Below are 15,305 nucleotides of genomic sequence, written 5' to 3' on the forward strand. Positions count from 1 at the left end.
TCATTTGCAGGCATGCCAACGCTACTGTAGCTGTTCATGCAACGAAACGATAAGATACATCCGGCAAGGAGATAGACAACATGCCACGTTTGGACCAGCGGGAAGCGAATGAGTTGCGCCCGGTGTCATTTGTTCCTCATTATCAGCGTCATCCTCTCGGGTCGGTGCTGGCCTGCTGCGGCAATACCCGGGTGATTTGTGCGGTGTCGCTGGAGATGGCCGTTCCTCGCTGGATGAAAGAGCAGAATGTCGCCGGCGGTTGGATTACCGCCGAATACCAGATGTTGCCATCGGCGACGTCGCAGCGCAGTGAGCGCGAAGTCATGCGCGGCAAATTATCCGGCCGCTCGGCTGAGATCCAGCGCCTGATTGGCCGGTCCTTGCGGGCGGTGGTAGATCTGGCCAAATTGCCGGGCATGACCCTGCATATTGACTGCGATGTGCTGGATGCCGACGGCGGCACCCGCTGCGCGTCTATTACGGGCGCCAGCGTCGCGTTGGAGCTGGCGGCGGCCAAGCTGTTGCAGGACGGCTTGATCAGCGAGTCGCCTATCGTCGCGCGCGTCGCAGCCGTAAGCGTCGGCATGGTGAATGGTGAGCCCCTTTTGGATTTGTGTTACCAGGAAGACTCGGCGGCCGAAGTGGACATGAATGTGGTCATGACGGATGGCGGGCGCTTTGTTGAACTGCAGGGCAGCGGCGAAGAAGCGTCGTTTTCCGAAGATGAGTTGGCGGCCATGCTCAAATTGGCAAAAAAAGGCATGAAGGACATTTTCGCCCTCCAGGCTGGTGTGATGCAACAGGCCGGACGCTGATCCGACTGAGGAAAGAAACAGACCATGACAGAGGGCGGCGCACACATGAAACGGATAGCCTGGGGATGCTTTGGACTCCTGCTCTTGACTGCTTTGACTGCTGCCTCGGCTGCGGTCGCCTTCCCCGTGAAGATTCACGCCGGGACCATCGAGAAAATGGAACGGCTGGAAACGCCGCTGGCCTTCGTCAAACTCGGCGAGGCGTTGGCGGCCGGCGACACGAGCGCCCCGGAGATTGTGCCCGCGTGGCTGCGTGAGGACCGCCCCGCGCCGGAAGGACAGGTCTATGTGGTATTCACCGTCGCCGTCCTGTCCGACCGCAGCCTCAGCCGCTTCGACTACGCTCTCGCCGCCGACGGGCAACAATACCCGTGCCTGGGGCTGGCACTCGAACAGACCAATGTCTTCGATGAACGCCGTATCGAACAACGCGGCGCCGGCGTCGTCAAATTGGCCTTCGCTTGCCCTGCCACCGCCAGCGATGCTAGCCTTGTCAGCCGTTACCCGGACCTGCCGCTGAGCGCCGTGAACGATATCGTCCTCATCGAAAAAATCCCCGAACCCGAACCCGAACCAACACCAGCCGCGCCGGTCGCCGAGGGAGCCGCGCCGGTCGCCGATGGAGCCGCGCCGGTCGCCGATGGAGCCGCACCGGTCGCCGATGGAGCCGCGCCGGTCGCCGATGGAGCCGCGCCGGTCGCCGCGCCGGTTGAAGCCGCGCCGACCCCGGCTCCTGCCGCGGCGCCTGCCCCGGCTCCTGCCGCGCCGAAGCCGGCGCCCAAGCCGGCCGATGACATCTTCACCTTCTGACGTTTTCACCACGCGGGTCGTCGCCAGCGCGCCGCTATGGCTGGCATTGGCGCGCGGTGCTGTATTTCTCGGACGATCGTGTTCTGCCATGGCAGACCGTCCTCTGTCTAGCCTTTAGTCCCTCAGTCATATAATGTTTTCCGTGTTGGGAACCGCCATCCAAATTGCCCTGAAAGGGCACGCATTTCAACGTAGCCCCGGGCGCAGCCCATAAGCGTTAAGCAGTTCATTTTTTTCGATTTCCAATCCAAAATTCCCCTTTTCAAAGCGACAAAAAACAGATAAAAATGTCTTTTCTGCCAAAAATTAAGAATTTTGGAAGGCAACATTGAGACTTCTGGAAACAACTTAACGCTCATGGGGCGCAGCCCGGGGTATGAGGAGCAATAAAAGCATGCCCTATAAGGGCGTTGCAACAACATCAAGCATGCGTGGTGGGTTGCCCTTGAGGTGCCCTTTCAGGGCACTGAACGTTAGGTCGTTTTACCCCGGCCTACGGCCGGGGCTACGATGAAGACGCCCCTCCGGGGCTTCGGCTCCGGGGGTTCGGCTCCGGGGCTTTGGCTCCGGGGCTTCGGCTCCGGGGCTTCGGCTCCGTGGCTTCGGCTCCGGGGCTTCGGCAAGAGGAACACCACGGCGGTGCAGTCCTGATAGTGCTTTGTCCTTTTCCCTCAATTTTCGTTAATGTGCGAAATCTTGTGATGAACACTTGTATTTGCGCCAATGTGACCGAAACTCTTCTTTTGCGAAAGGCTTTTTTACAATAGACTCCTTGTTAGGTAGTTATGCATGAATTTGCCCCGTAGGCGCTGAGAAAGGCTTCAGAACGACTGTGTCAAGTCTCTCTTTTTATCACAAAACTTCGCACATTACCCAATTTTCCGGCCTACCGCCATTCCTTCTATTTTTGGTTCTTTAGGATGATACGCAATACCTTCCGGCATTTTTTGTTTGTTGTGGTCAGTCTGGCCATCGTGTTGTTGCTGGTGTTAGGCAGCAGCGGCGCTGGGCGGCGGTTGGCCCTTGGCGCGGCCACGCCCTTTATTTATGCGTGGCGCGGCGTTGAGCGCGGTGCCGCGGCGGTGATTGGTTGGCTCATGCCCGGGGAGGACCCCCGGACGCGCGAATTGCTTGAGGCCCGCACGGCCTTGCGCCTCGCGCAGATTGACGTGGCGGCGACGGAGGATTTGCGGCGGGAAAACAGCGAATTGCGGGCGCTGCTGGCGCTGCCGGGTCTCCCGGAGTGGCGCGTGGTCGCGGCGCCGGTATTGACGCGCGATCCCGCCAGTTGGAACCTTGGTTTCACGATTGGTCGCGGTGCCGCGGACGGCGTCACCGTCGGCGCCGTGGTGATGAGTGGCGCGGCGGTGCTGGGGCGGGTCAGTCGGCTGCATGAGCGTAGTGCGGAGGTCGTGACCATTGCTTCGCCGGCATGCCGTTTCAGCGTCGTCGTTGCGGGCACGTCGGCAACGGGCGTACTCAGCGGCCTCGGCGCTTTCAGCACCCGCAGTACACCGCTCTGCCAGGTCGATTTTTTGCCTCGCGACTTGCAGGTCATGCCGGGGCGGCAGATTGTCACCTCGGGGCTTGGCGGCTGGATGCCCGGCGGCTTGCCCATCGGCAGCGTCATTGTCGGTGACAATGGCGATACCACCACTATCCTTGACAATGCTCGGGCGCGGCTGGCTGTGGCGCCGTTGGCGGATTTTAGTACGACGCGTTTTGTGGCTATCATCTGCCCGTTGCCGCAGGCGCCACAGCCGCAGATCATTGAGTAGAAAGGACTTCACTATGCTATTTCAGACACCAGGATCTTTTGTGATCGGCTGCAATTATTGGGCGTCGCACGCCGGTACCGACATGTGGAAGGACTGGCGGCCGGACGTCGTCGCCAAAGACTTCGACACGCTTGCCAAAAACGGCCTGCAGGTCGTCAGGGTCTTTCCGCTGTGGCCGGATTTTCAGCCGCTGACGCAGCTATATGGCGGTGGCGGGCGCCGTGTCGAAATTCGCCACGGCGAAAAACCCTGGCCGCACAATGAACTCGGTCGCAGCGGCATTGACCCGGTGGCCATGGCGCACTTCCAGGAGTTGGCCGATCTTGCCCAGGAAAAGGGCTTGAGTCTGGTGGTCGGGCTGGTCACGGGCTGGATGAGCGGCCGCTGGTTCGTGCCGCCGGCGCTGGAGGGGCGCAATCCGCTGAAAGATCCCGTGGCGATGAAGTGGGAGCTGCGCTTCGTTCACACTTTCGTCAAGTATTTCCAGAAGCACCCGGCGATTGGCGCCTGGGATCTTGGCAATGAGTGCAATTGCATGGGCGGGCTGAGCGACCCTGCGGAAGCGTGGCTGTGGACGGCGGCGATCGTCAATACCATCCAGGCCGTTGACAGCACCCGGCCGGTGGTATCGGGCATGCACAGCCTGAAGCCGACGGGGGCCAATGGCGTCTGGCTGATGGAAGACCAGGGTGAGCTCTGCGATGTCCTTACCACGCACCCGTATCCGCGTTTCACGCCGCTGTGCGATCTCGACCCCCTCGACACTCTGAGGCCCTGCCTGCACGCCGTCGCCGAATCGCGGCTCTATGCCGATCTGGGTGAGGCGCCGTGTCTGGTGGAGGAAATCGGCACCCTCGGACCGATGTACGGCGAGGACGATACCGCCGCCGCGTACATTCGCACCGTGCTCTTCAATGCCTGGGCCGGCGACTGTCGCGGGCTGCTTTGGTGGTGCGGTTTTGAACAACTGCATCTGGAGCAAGCGCCCTACGACTGGCATGTCCTCGAACGCGAACTCGGACTCTTCCGCGGCGATGGCAGCCCGAAACCCGTGGTCAAGGCCATGAGCGATTTCCGCCGCTTCCTGGACGATCTGCCCTTTGAGGAGCTGCCCAAGCGCCTGATCGACGGCCTGTGCCTGGTCACCGCCGAGCAGGACAGCTGGGCGCTGAGCTACGCGGCGTATGTGCTGGCCCGGCAGGCCGGCGGCGAGCTGAGCTTCCAGAACGCCGTTGCGTCGGCGCCATTGGCGGACGCGCCGCTGTATGTCCTCGCTGGCCTCAATGGTCCTGGCTATATGAACCGCCGTCGCTGGCTGGAGCTGCTGGACAAGGTCGCCGCCGGCGCCACGCTGTACATGTCATTGGACGACAGTCTCATTCCCGAGGTCGAGAAAGTCATTGGCGCGTCGGTTGTCAGCCGTAGTCGACGCCAGCAGGGTGGACGGCTGCAGAGCTGCGCCGGTGCTGCCGTCGCGTTGGACCTGCCCATTGCCGCTGGCACCGTCCGCTACACCCTGCGGGCGAGCGAGGCAACGACGGTAATGGCCTGCGAGGACGACGGTAATCCCGTGCTCATCTGCAGTGACTATGGCAATGGTCGCGTGGTCACCCTCGGCGTGCCCATGGAAAAAAGCATGGCCGCGACTCCCGGTGTGTTCACGGGCGACGACGCCTGGCCCTTCTGGCAGCTCTACCGCTGGCTCTTTGCGAGCGTCGGCAGCAAGCGCGCCGTGCAGAAGCAGCACCCGGAACTGCTTTTGAGCGAACACCCGATGAACGCCCACACGCGTGTGCTGGTGGCGGTCAATGCGTCGCCGCAGGACATCTGTGACGAGTTGCAGCTCGAGGATGGCTGGCTCCCCAGCGAGGCCGAACCGCTGCGCGGCGCTCGTGGCGAGGTCCGCGACGGCCGCTGGCGGCTTAGCGTCGCCGCCAATGACGCCGTGGTCCATATCATCAAAAAACAGTAAGGTGCTGTTCGATAATTACATTTACAACTATATCCAGGCCCGCTGAAGGCGCCCACCCTCGCGAAAGCAGCATGCAAAGGTGAGACAGTGCAAACAAGAAAAGTGAGTTCCATTGCCCCTTTGGCCCCAGTCAGCTTCGCCGACTGGGGCCAAAGGGGCCTAGGAACACGAACATTGTCGCCGCAATACCCAGGGCGGCGCACGCTTTCAGCGTGCTTGCCCTGGGCTGGTATGTTTCGCGCTTTCAGCGCGTCTGCCGCTTCGCGGCGAGGGAAATAGTGACCGGTGGCAAGGCATTTCGGCAAAGAGCGTTTGCGTTGAAAAGTGTAAAGTTAATTAATGAACGACTCCTAATGTACTAGCACGGCAGTCGCGCTAGTTTTGCGGTCAGTCGAAGGAAGGAGAGCATGGGGATGTTGAAACGCGCAGTCGTCGCCGGGCATATCTGTCTGGATATCATACCACATTTTGATCATCACATCAGCCTGGATCCCGGGCGGCTTTACGAGGTCGGTTCGCCGACCATCGCCACGGGTGGCGCCGTCTCCAACACCGGCATGACCATGCATCTCTTGGGCCAGCCCGTCACCCTCATGGGCAAAATCGGCGACGACTCCTTCGGCAAGTCCGTGCTGGACGTCGTGCGTGCCCGGGCGCCCGAGCTGCTGTCGGGCATGGCGCAGTCGCCGGCGGTGGCGACGTCCTACACGGTCGTGGTGAACATCCCTGGCACAGATCGCATGTTCCTTCACTGCCCGGGCGCCAACGCCAGCTATTCCTCGGCGGATGTCAACTGGCCACTGGTGGCGGACGCCCATCTTTTCCACTTCGGCTACCCGGCCTTCATGGCTGCGATGTACGCCGACGATGCCTGCGAGCTCCTCGCCATGTACGCCCGCGCCAAGGAACTTGGCGTGACGACGTCGCTGGATCCGGGTATGCCCGACGCCGCCGGCCCGGCCGGCAAAGTCGATTGGCAGCGGGTGCTCACGCGCCTCCTGCCCAGTGTCGATGTCTTCATGCCCAGCGCCGACGAGCTGCTCTACATGATCGACTCGGCGCGCTTTGGCAAAGGCGACGAACTCAGCGGTAACGAGCTCGCCGAACTTGGCGCGAAGATGCTTGCCATGGGCGTGGCTGTCGCCGCCGTCAAACTCGGCAAGCGCGGCATGTACATCCGCAGCGCCGGCAAAGCGCGCCTCGAAGCCATGGGCGCCGGCCGGCCGGCCGCTCTCGACGCCTGGGCCGATCGCGAACTGTGGTTTCCCATCTTCCAGGAACGCTGTTTCCGCGGTGCCACGGGTGCCGGCGATGCCAGCATCGCCGCCTTTCTGACTGCCATGCTCCGCGGGCTCAGCCTCAGTGACGCTGGCACTTTCGCGGCCGCAGTGGGCGCCTGCAATGTCGAAGCGCCGGACTCCCTGTCGGGCATCCAATCTTGGGATGCGACCATGGCGCGCATCGCCGCCGGTTGGGCCAAACAGCCGTTGCCGGCGCTGGACCGTGGCTGGTCGCTGGATCAGGCCGGCATCGCCCACGGCCCCGCCGACAAGCAAAGCTGAGCGCGTTAGTCGGTCGGTTATTGGTTACAGCTAGTTCTGATGTCTTTGGTTTTCAGCGCCAAAGGCGCTCAAACACCGACGGGATGGCAGTTGCGGTAGGGTAGTCTATGAGGCGCAGAGGCGACAACAACCAATGGCTGACCGATTACAGATGACCGAACACCAAACCACTCCCGCCGCTTTGCGCCGGCGTCTGCTGTTCACGCTGGTGTTGCTGGCGTCGCTGAGCGCGGCCTTGGCTGGTGCACTGGGCCTGTGGATGGCCAGCGTCAGCCTGGAGCGGCGGCTGGTCCGCGCCAGCAGCGACAACCTTGCCGGCATTGTCAGCAAGCTGCATCTGCCCATCAGCGCGCAGCTCATGGCCAATTTGCGCGACGTCAGCGGCTGCGAGTTGGCGGTGACCAACGCCGGGCGGGTCAGCGTCAGCACCCTCGCAGATATCGACGCCGCCGAGCTGTCGCAGGCCTTGGCCGCTGCACCACCCCGCGTCACCCTGCAGGGCGAGCGCTACCGCGTGAGCTGGTCATGGCTGGATGACGCGACGGAGCAGCGCTTGTGGCTGCTGTTGCCACAAGCGAAGCTGCGGCAGGCCTTGCGCGAACAGACTCTGGGCATTGGCGTGATCACGGCGTTGGCGGCGTTACTCGCCGTCGGTGCCGGGGTGTGGCTGGCCACGGCCTACCAGGGGCTGATCGCGCGTCTAGCCGAAGCCGATCGCCGTCTCGCCCGGGCGGAAAGCCTCGCCCTCGCCGGCAAGATTTCGGCGGCGGTCGTCCACGAACTCCGCAATCCCCTCAGCGGCATCAAGATGAACGCGCAGGTTCTGGCCGAAGAACAGCGCGAGGCCAGCGGCGAAGACAACGAATGCCTCGCGCTCATCGTCCAGGAAGTCGATCGCATCGATCTCTATCTGCGCGGCCTGAGCGATCTGTCCAGCAGCCCGATGGAGCAGGGCGCCGCCACCGCCACGGCCGGCGGCGAAGGCGACGCTGACGCTGTAGCCCCGCCGGCGCCCACGCCTTTGGCCGAGGCGTTGGCAAGCCTGCGGGTGCTGTTGGCGGGGCGTTGCCGCCATGCCGGCGTCGCGCTAACCGTTGCGGTCCCGGTGGACTGCCGGCCGCTGCGGCTGGCCTGTCCGGCGGGTGACCTGCGGCGGGTGCTGCTGAATGTGGTGAACAACGCCCTTGAGGCCGTGCCGACCGGCGGCGCCATCGCCGTCAGCTGTTGCCAGCGGGATGCGCGTAGTGTGGATATAGCCGTGCGCGACAACGGCCCCGGCGTGCAAATTGCGCCCGGGGAGGATATCTTTGCGCCATTCACCAGCAACAAACGCCACGGCTGTGGCATTGGGCTGCATCTCTGCAAGGAAATCGTGACCCGGCACGGCGGCGGCATCCGCTGGGAAAACAATGCCGATGGCGGCGCTTGCTTTGTACTGACGCTGCCCCTGGCCACCGGCGCCCCGAAGGACTGAACGATCACTATGGCATCACCGCGCATTCTCATTGTTGACGACGAAGAAGCGATTTGCTTCGCCTTCTGCCGCTCGCTCGCGAAACGCGGCTATGACGTCCGCGCGGCCAGCAACGCGGTGGACGCGCGCCGGCTCTGCCGCAGCTGGCGCCCCGCACTGGTTTTTCTCGACCTGCGGCTGGGCGACAGCGACGGCATGGCGTTGCTCAAGGAATTCAAGGGGGCATGGCCGGAGCTGCCCGTGGTGATGATGACGGCCTACGGCTCGTTGGAGCTGGTTAGCCAGGCAATGGCCTGCGGCGCGCTGGATTATCTCACCAAGCCGCTGGACATGGGCCGCGTCAACGCCCTGGTCGCCGAGCTCTTTGCCAGCCACGCCGGCGATGACGCCATTGTCGAGCCCGAGGGCGGCTTTGTGGGCAGCTCGCCGCTGATGCAAGAGCTGTTCTCGCAACTGCTGCGCATGGCGGCGCTGGATGCACCAGTACTTCTCAGTGGCGAAACCGGCACCGGCAAAGACCTCGCCGCGCACTTGCTCCACGCCCGCAGCCGGCGCCACGGCGGGCCATTCGTCGCCGTGAACTGCGGCGCGCTGCCCGAAAACCTCGTGGAAAGCGAGCTCTTTGGGCACTGCAAGGGCACTTTCACCGGCGCGACTGACGACAAAATCGGCCGCTGCGAAGCCGCCGACAGGGGCGTACTCTTTCTGGACGAGATCAGCGAGTTGCCCTTGTCGGCACAGGTGAAGCTGTTGCGTTTTCTCGACCACGGCGTGGTGGAGCGCCTCGGCGCCAGTCGTGGCAACAAGGTGGACGTGCGCGTCATTGCCGCGAGTAATCGCGATCTGCCGACGGCAGTCGCGGCGGGGCAGTTCCGCGCGGACTTGTTCTACCGCCTGGCGGTCCTGCAGGTGCGGACGCCGCCCCTGCGCGAGCATCCCGAAGACATCCCCGCGCTGGCCCAGCACATCCTGCGACAACTTGACCAACGGCTGCAGCTGTCGCCCGACAGCGTCGCCGCACTGCAGGCCCGGCCCTGGCCGGGCAATGTCCGCGAACTGCGCAATGCGCTCTACCAGGCGGCCACGCGCGCCCGCGGCGATGTCATTACGCCTGCGAATCTGGCGGCGGTCATGGCGACAGTCGGTAGTGCCGTCGCCGGCGCCAGCGCCGGCGAACGCAGTCCCGGCCGGCTCCTCGCCGATTACGTCGAAAGCGTCGATCTCAACAGCGGCACGGCCATGAAAGACGCCGTCGAGGCACTGCAACGGCGCCTTTGCGAACGCGCTTTGCGCGAAGCCGACGGCAACCAGACGCAGGCTGCCGCCAAACTCGGCCTGCACCGCAATTCGCTGCGACGATTGCTCGACGACCTGCAGTAAGCGACGGCATTGAACCTGGGAGCGCCGCCTTTTTCCTGGCGGGACACTGGGCGTTGTTATGGACGCTATGGACGCTATGGACACTATGGACACTATGGACACTATGGACACTATGGACACTATGGACGCTATGGACGCTATGGACACTATGGACGCTATGGACGCTATCCTGGCCGCCCCAGTCAGTCTCCGGTATCTAGGCAGTCCACAACTAGTCCCCTGCGTCCAAGGCGTCATTCTCCATGGTCCAGAAAGTCCCCACGGTCCAATCCATGGGACCATGCCTCATGAGTCCGTGAGTCCTCGCCCCAGTGTTGTCACCAAGGCGTCCAGCCGGTCCCAGTCGTCCCTAAGCCCGTCCATCTCACTCCCTGACCGATTACCCGGGTGCCTTTGGCGCTAATGGTTCCGTAAGCGCCTAGAGATCAATGATAAATGTATATTTTCTGCATGGATTATTGTAGCAACAATGCACATCAAACACCCACACTATTGTTTTTTGCGGCAATTTTGTTATAATGTCGTTCGTTACTAAAAATTGACGATACTATCTCGCCGGCTGAGCAGTCATCGCCTTGGTGTTGTCTGGCCTGCGGGCAGAGCTTTCCACCCACGTACAAACAAGGAGTTCGTTCATGAAATTGTTTCGCTTTACCCTGATTGAATTGCTGGTTGTGATTGCGATCATCGCCATTTTGGCGGCCATGCTGCTGCCGGCGTTGTCGAAAGCCCGTGAGAAGGCTCGGCAGATATCCTGCACGTCGAATCTCAAACAGCGCGGTATTGACCTGATGATGTACGGCGATGAAAACGAGGGCAACATGCCTCTGGAACGCTGCCGTTACACCGGCGGTTGGAGTTGGGCGTATGAAATTCAGCCCGGCAACAATCCGACAACCGGCGATGCCGTCAAGTATATGGACAAATCCTGGCAGTGCCCCTCCGGTAGCACATCGGGCTTGTCTGTCTACAGCACCTATGGCAGCAAGAAGTACTCCTTTGGCACGACCTACGAAGCGAATTACGGCAATCCGCGCAACAGCGCTACGCACATGGGTGGAACGGTAACTGCCTCCGCCATCAACATGCACAAGTGCACCAAGCCCTCCGAGTACATGCTGCTGTCCGATTCGGCCAACGCCGCGACTGGCCGCATCCACTATTTCCTGAATCCTAACAGTACCACCGAGCCGGCCGGCATCCATTTCGTCCACAATGGCATGGCTAACCTACTGTGGGCCGATGGCCATGTCGACAGTTGGAAGTGGCGGCCGCTCCGCACGCTTTTCGTCAGCAATGGTGCCAATAACCTCGCGAACCTCGACGGCATGTACCTCGCCCTCGACGGCAAAATCACCTGCGCCGCCGCATTGCAATAAAATCGCGCTGATACCAAGGTAGTCCCGCCACCCAGAAAAAAAGAGAGGAAGGACAGCATGATGAACCGACAACGCAAGGCATTTACCCTGATTGAATTGCTGGTAGTGATCGCGATCATCGCGATCTTGGCGGCGATGCTGCTGCCGGCACTTGCCAAAGCCCGCGAGAAAGCGCGGCAGATTTCCTGCACCTCCAATTTGAAACAGCTTGGCTTGGCCCTGAATATGTACACGGATGATGCCGAGGGCATTCTTCCGGAAGGCTGGCGCAATCCCCCGGCCGTGAGTTGGTGGGATAAAATCAAGGGCTACATCGGCGATTCCACCAAGGCGGCGGTTTGCCCTTCGGCCAGCGATCTGACTGGAAATAACAGCCGCGGCTATGGCGGCAACCCCAACTACTTCGTGTACAACAACGCCACTTCCACCAACATCATGGCGGTAAATCGCCTCGCCAGCCCGTCCTTTTCATCCGTGTTCACGGACGCCCAGGACTGCGGTACCGGCGTGTCGAGCGTCATCACCCAGCCCACTCTCTGGGCCGGCCTGCAGCGCGTCGCCAGCCATTACCAGGCGTACCCGCCGTCTAGCCTGACCTGTAGTTCGAAATACTACGCGACCATCGACACCAACACCTGCCGCCTGCCCGTGCCACGGCATAACGACGGCATGAACGTGGCCTTCCTCGATGGTCATGTCGGCTGGCTTAATTGGCGCGGCTACTTCGGACCACTCCCCAACGGCTACCCGTACGGCGACGCCGCATGCCATTGGGACGATAAATAGCCCGGGCAGTTAACTCGTATCCCGCCGGTAATTGCCTGCAATCGACGGCAAGCGGGCAGGGGGCATTCCTGGCCAACACAGCAACACTCTCCGACCGATTTCCCGGCGCCTGAAATCGGTTAGTGATTGAGAATAGCCGGCTGCCCGCGCTGCCTCTTTACTGGCGGGACACTGGGTGTTGCTATGGACGCTATGGACACCATGGACGCTATGGACACCGCCAGTCAGTCCCCGGCGTCCTAGCAGTCCACAATCTGTCCCCGGTGTTTTCCCCACCGGGGTGGTTACTTACCGATTACGTCTCGCGGCCGTGGAGTGGGCGTCTCGCCCATTCCGACAAGACGGCTCATTAAACCGTCCTCGTCATCCACGCCGACCGTACCCGGCCCGTCTCCCCCGCCGCACGAGCCGTGCGCACAGCGGCTGGAAGCCGCTGCTACTCTGGGCCCGCTATGGCTCCGCTGCCGCGAAGGTCGGCGGAAGTCAAGGTCGACTGGCTGGGCGGCGACTGGCCGTGGGTTTTCGGCACATTGTCCCCGGTGTTTTTCCCACCGGGGTGGTGTCTGACCGATTACGCCCCCTTTCACACCTGCGTCGGGTTGATGCTGTCAAAAGGTCGCATGCCGGGCTATATTTGACGCTTGCGTTGCGTGCCGGGCGCCCTGCGTCCGCGCCGTCATTTGCGCCGTCCGTTGACACCTCTCACCAGTCAGGACACAAGGAGCGTCATCATGTGGAAACAGGTCTTGTTGCTGTGCACCCTGAGCCTATGCGTATCCCTGACCAACGCGCAGGATGAAGCGCCGCCATTGCCCGACGGCTGGCTGTCTTTTCCGGTGAGTCCCTATTTGGCGTCCGACGACAGCCTGGCGAGCGTGGCCTTTCTCAATCAGGGCAAAGCCGACAGTCGCATCAGCGTCAAGGGCGCGCACTATGTCGATGAGCGGGGCCAGCGCGTGCGCTTTTTCGGCTCGAACGTCTGTTTTGCCAGCGCTTTTCCGAGCAAGGACGTGGCGCCGCTGGTGGCCAAACGCATGCAGCAGCTGGGCTTCAACATGGTCCGTTTTCACCACATGGACAACCGGCACATCTGGAACCAGGAACAGACCGCGCTGGACCCCGAGCAGCTCGACCGCCTGCACTGGTTCCTCTTCCAGCTCAAAGAGCGCGGCATCTACGCCAATATCAACCTGCATGTTTCGCGCACCTATCCCGGCATGAAGGACTACAAGTTCCCGGCCAAGCCCCGCACCTTCGTCTATGGGAAAGTGCTGGACAAATACTTCGAGCCCTACATTGTCCTGCAGGAAGAATACGCGTCCATGCTCATGGGCAGCGTCAACCCCTACACCAAACTGCGGTTGGCGGACGATCCGATGATCGCCGTGGTCGAGATTAATAACGAAAACACCCTCATGAACATGACCATGGAGGGACTGGACATCATTCGCGACAAGGACCTCGGGCAAGCCCTTCAGGCCCAGTGGGGGCAGTGGCTTCAGAAAAAATATGCGACGCTCGCTGCTGTCCTCAAGCAGTGGAACACCGGCTGCAATGGCGTTGGCGACGAGATACTCGCCAATGGCGCTTTCGCCGCCGGCGAGACCAGCTGGAGCTTCGAGGGGCGCAAAGCCGGCGCCTGCGAGGTCAGCGTCGATGCCGAAAAGGGCGTTTGCCGGTTGGATATCACGGCGCCGGGCGCCGTGTCCTGGGCCTACCAGGTGCATTACGTCGGTTTGCCCCTGCGCTCCTTGCAGACTTACACTGTGCGCTTCCGCGCCCGTTGCGAAGGCGATCGCCGCGTTTCGGTGTGTCTGCGCATGGCTCACGAGCCATGGGATGTCTACACGACGCAGGTGCCCGTGCAGCTCAGCCCCGAATGGCAGGACTACGAAGTGGTCGTTGGCACCAATGAGCTCCCGGCGGGTGCCAAACACCGCCTCAGCCTGGGGCTTGGCGCGGCCGTTGGTGTCGTCGAACTCGCCGCGGTGTCGCTCCGGGAGGGGGCCGATCCCAAGGACTTCGGCAAGCCTGCCAGTTTCGCGGCGTTGCCCCTGCCGGAGCGCGGCAGCCCCGAGCTTTTCTGGAAGGACTTCCGGCGCTTCCTCTTCGAGACCGAATGCGGCTATGTCCGGCGTATGCGCAGCCACCTGCGGGAGAAGGTCGGCGTGACGGCGCCCATCGTGGACACCCAGGCGTCCTACGGCGGCCTCTATGGTTTCATGCGCGAAACGCGCCTCAGCGACTACGTCGATATGCATTCGTACTGGCAGCACCCGGTCTTCCCTAACCGCCCTTGGGACGGCAAGGACTGGCGCATTGGCAATACTCCGCTGAGCGCGGTCAGCAATGGCGGCACTCTCAGCAGCCTGTCCCGCTGGCGGCATCCGGACATGCCTTATTCGCTGTCCGAGTACGACCACGCCACGCCCAGTGAACACCAGTCCGAGATGTTCCCCATGCTAAGCTCCTACGCGGCCTATCAGGACTGGGACGCGCTCTATCAGTTCTGCTGGGAAATCCAGGACACACCCGATACGCCGGCGCGCCTCAAGGGCTATTTTGACATGGCCTACAACCCGGCCAAGTCGCTCATGGCGCCCTTTGCGGCGCTGGTGTTCCGCCGCGGCCTGGTGGCGCCGGCGGTCGAGCAGGTCACCCTGGAGATTCCCGAAGGACTGTTGGAGTCACGCCTGCCCTTCGGCTTCCCCGGGCCGGGCAGCGCTCTTGACGGCTACCCCGAAAGTGCGCTCTTCACCGCCCGGTTGGGCACCCGCGTCGTCCCCGGCGACGGCCCCGTGCGTGTCAGCAAGAGCAGCGAGGCCATCGCGACTGGCATGCCCTGGCAGACGCCGCAGATCAGCTGGACGAATCCCGCCGAGGGCCGCGGCCGCTACGCAGTCAACACGCCACAGCTACGCATGCTCACTGGCCAGTTCGCAGCCGGCGCCGAGGAGCGTCTGGGCGATGTCCTTTTCCGTTTTCAGGCGACCGAAGTCGACACCGTCACCGCCGCGCTGGCCGCGCTGGACGACCAGCCCCTGGCGCAGTCGCGGCGGATGTTGCTCTGCGTCGTGAGCAAAGTCGCCAACAGCGGCATGGAGTGGGACGAAGCCCACACGAGCGTCAGCTCGCGCTGGGGCAAGGCCCCGACCATCGCGGCGGCCGTGCCTTTCACCGTGCTGTTGCCCGGCGACGCCCGGCCGACAGTACGCGCCCTCAACCCCGCCGGCGAGCCCATCGCGGAAATCCCGGTCGCCGGCCAGGCCGGCCGCTGGGAAATCCAGGCCGATCCGGCCCAGAGCTCCCTGTGGTTCAGCATCAGCCGGTAATCGTATCTTGTCAGTAT

Annotated in this window: 10 protein-coding genes; all 10 read left to right on the plus strand. The window is 62.5% G+C overall.

What is annotated here, in order from left to right; genetic code table 11:
* Window positions 1-80: 80 nt before the first annotated feature.
* The 10 genes from rph to J3R75_RS08820 all read left to right on the plus strand — a co-directional run bounded on the left by rph (window position 81) and on the right by J3R75_RS08820 (window position 15,288).
* Window positions 81-815 (plus strand): ribonuclease PH, encoded by a 735-nt coding sequence (rph, locus tag J3R75_RS08775; protein WP_307261150.1) that lies wholly within the window; start codon window positions 81-83, stop codon window positions 813-815.
* Between the two features lie 45 nt (window positions 816-860).
* Entirely contained in the window at window positions 861-1,625 is a 765-nt protein-coding gene (locus J3R75_RS08780) for a hypothetical protein (protein WP_307261151.1), read from the plus strand.
* Window positions 1,626-2,545: 920 nt separating this feature from the next.
* Window positions 2,546-3,403 carry a rod shape-determining protein MreC gene (gene mreC, locus J3R75_RS08785; protein WP_307261152.1) on the plus strand — a complete coding sequence of 286 codons (858 nt, stop codon included), beginning with the start codon at window positions 2,546-2,548 and terminating at the stop codon, window positions 3,401-3,403.
* A gap of 13 nt (window positions 3,404-3,416) precedes the next feature.
* Window positions 3,417-5,375, plus strand: coding sequence for a glycoside hydrolase 5 family protein (locus J3R75_RS08790; protein WP_307261153.1), 1,959 nt, complete (start codon window positions 3,417-3,419; stop codon window positions 5,373-5,375).
* A gap of 413 nt (window positions 5,376-5,788) precedes the next feature.
* Window positions 5,789-6,937: a carbohydrate kinase family protein gene (locus tag J3R75_RS08795; RefSeq protein ID WP_307261155.1), complete on the plus strand. Its 1,149-nt coding sequence runs from the start codon at window positions 5,789-5,791 to the stop codon at window positions 6,935-6,937.
* A gap of 133 nt (window positions 6,938-7,070) precedes the next feature.
* Window positions 7,071-8,411 carry a sensor histidine kinase gene (locus J3R75_RS08800; RefSeq protein ID WP_307261156.1) on the plus strand — a complete coding sequence of 447 codons (1,341 nt, stop codon included), beginning with the start codon at window positions 7,071-7,073 and terminating at the stop codon, window positions 8,409-8,411.
* Window positions 8,412-8,420: 9 nt separating this feature from the next.
* The gene (locus J3R75_RS08805) at window positions 8,421-9,791 is read left to right on the plus strand and encodes a sigma-54-dependent transcriptional regulator (protein WP_307261157.1); all 1,371 of its coding nucleotides are present in this window, start codon (window positions 8,421-8,423) and stop codon (window positions 9,789-9,791) included.
* 635 nt (window positions 9,792-10,426) lie between these two features.
* On the plus strand, window positions 10,427-11,170 hold the full coding sequence (locus J3R75_RS08810; RefSeq protein WP_307261158.1) for a prepilin-type N-terminal cleavage/methylation domain-containing protein: 744 nt from the start codon (window positions 10,427-10,429) through the stop codon (window positions 11,168-11,170).
* A gap of 57 nt (window positions 11,171-11,227) precedes the next feature.
* On the plus strand, window positions 11,228-11,956 hold the full coding sequence (locus J3R75_RS08815; protein ID WP_307261159.1) for a DUF1559 family PulG-like putative transporter: 729 nt from the start codon (window positions 11,228-11,230) through the stop codon (window positions 11,954-11,956).
* A 731-nt stretch (window positions 11,957-12,687) separates the two neighbouring features.
* Window positions 12,688-15,288, plus strand: a complete 2,601-nt coding sequence (locus J3R75_RS08820; RefSeq protein ID WP_307261160.1) for a cellulase family glycosylhydrolase — start codon at window positions 12,688-12,690, stop codon at window positions 15,286-15,288.
* The last annotated feature ends 17 nt before the right edge of the window (window positions 15,289-15,305 follow it).

The organism is Oligosphaera ethanolica (assembly GCF_030814695.1).
Lineage (GTDB): Bacteria > Verrucomicrobiota > Lentisphaeria > Oligosphaerales > Oligosphaeraceae > Oligosphaera > Oligosphaera ethanolica.

Excerpts from the sequence above, each read along its gene's own strand:
- rph (WP_307261150.1), top strand. The coding sequence starts at position 81 with ATGCCACGTTTGGACCAGCGGGAAGCGAATGAGTTGCGCCCGGTGTCA.
- J3R75_RS08780 (WP_307261151.1), top strand. The coding sequence starts at position 861 with ATGAAACGGATAGCCTGGGGATGCTTTGGACTCCTGCTCTTGACTGCT.
- mreC (WP_307261152.1), top strand. The coding sequence starts at position 2,546 with ATGATACGCAATACCTTCCGGCATTTTTTGTTTGTTGTGGTCAGTCTG.
- J3R75_RS08790 (WP_307261153.1), top strand. The coding sequence starts at position 3,417 with ATGCTATTTCAGACACCAGGATCTTTTGTGATCGGCTGCAATTATTGG.
- J3R75_RS08795 (WP_307261155.1), top strand. The coding sequence starts at position 5,789 with ATGTTGAAACGCGCAGTCGTCGCCGGGCATATCTGTCTGGATATCATA.
- J3R75_RS08800 (WP_307261156.1), top strand. The coding sequence starts at position 7,071 with ATGGCTGACCGATTACAGATGACCGAACACCAAACCACTCCCGCCGCT.
- J3R75_RS08805 (WP_307261157.1), top strand. The coding sequence starts at position 8,421 with ATGGCATCACCGCGCATTCTCATTGTTGACGACGAAGAAGCGATTTGC.
- J3R75_RS08810 (WP_307261158.1), top strand. The coding sequence starts at position 10,427 with ATGAAATTGTTTCGCTTTACCCTGATTGAATTGCTGGTTGTGATTGCG.
- J3R75_RS08815 (WP_307261159.1), top strand. The coding sequence starts at position 11,228 with ATGATGAACCGACAACGCAAGGCATTTACCCTGATTGAATTGCTGGTA.
- J3R75_RS08820 (WP_307261160.1), top strand. The coding sequence starts at position 12,688 with ATGTGGAAACAGGTCTTGTTGCTGTGCACCCTGAGCCTATGCGTATCC.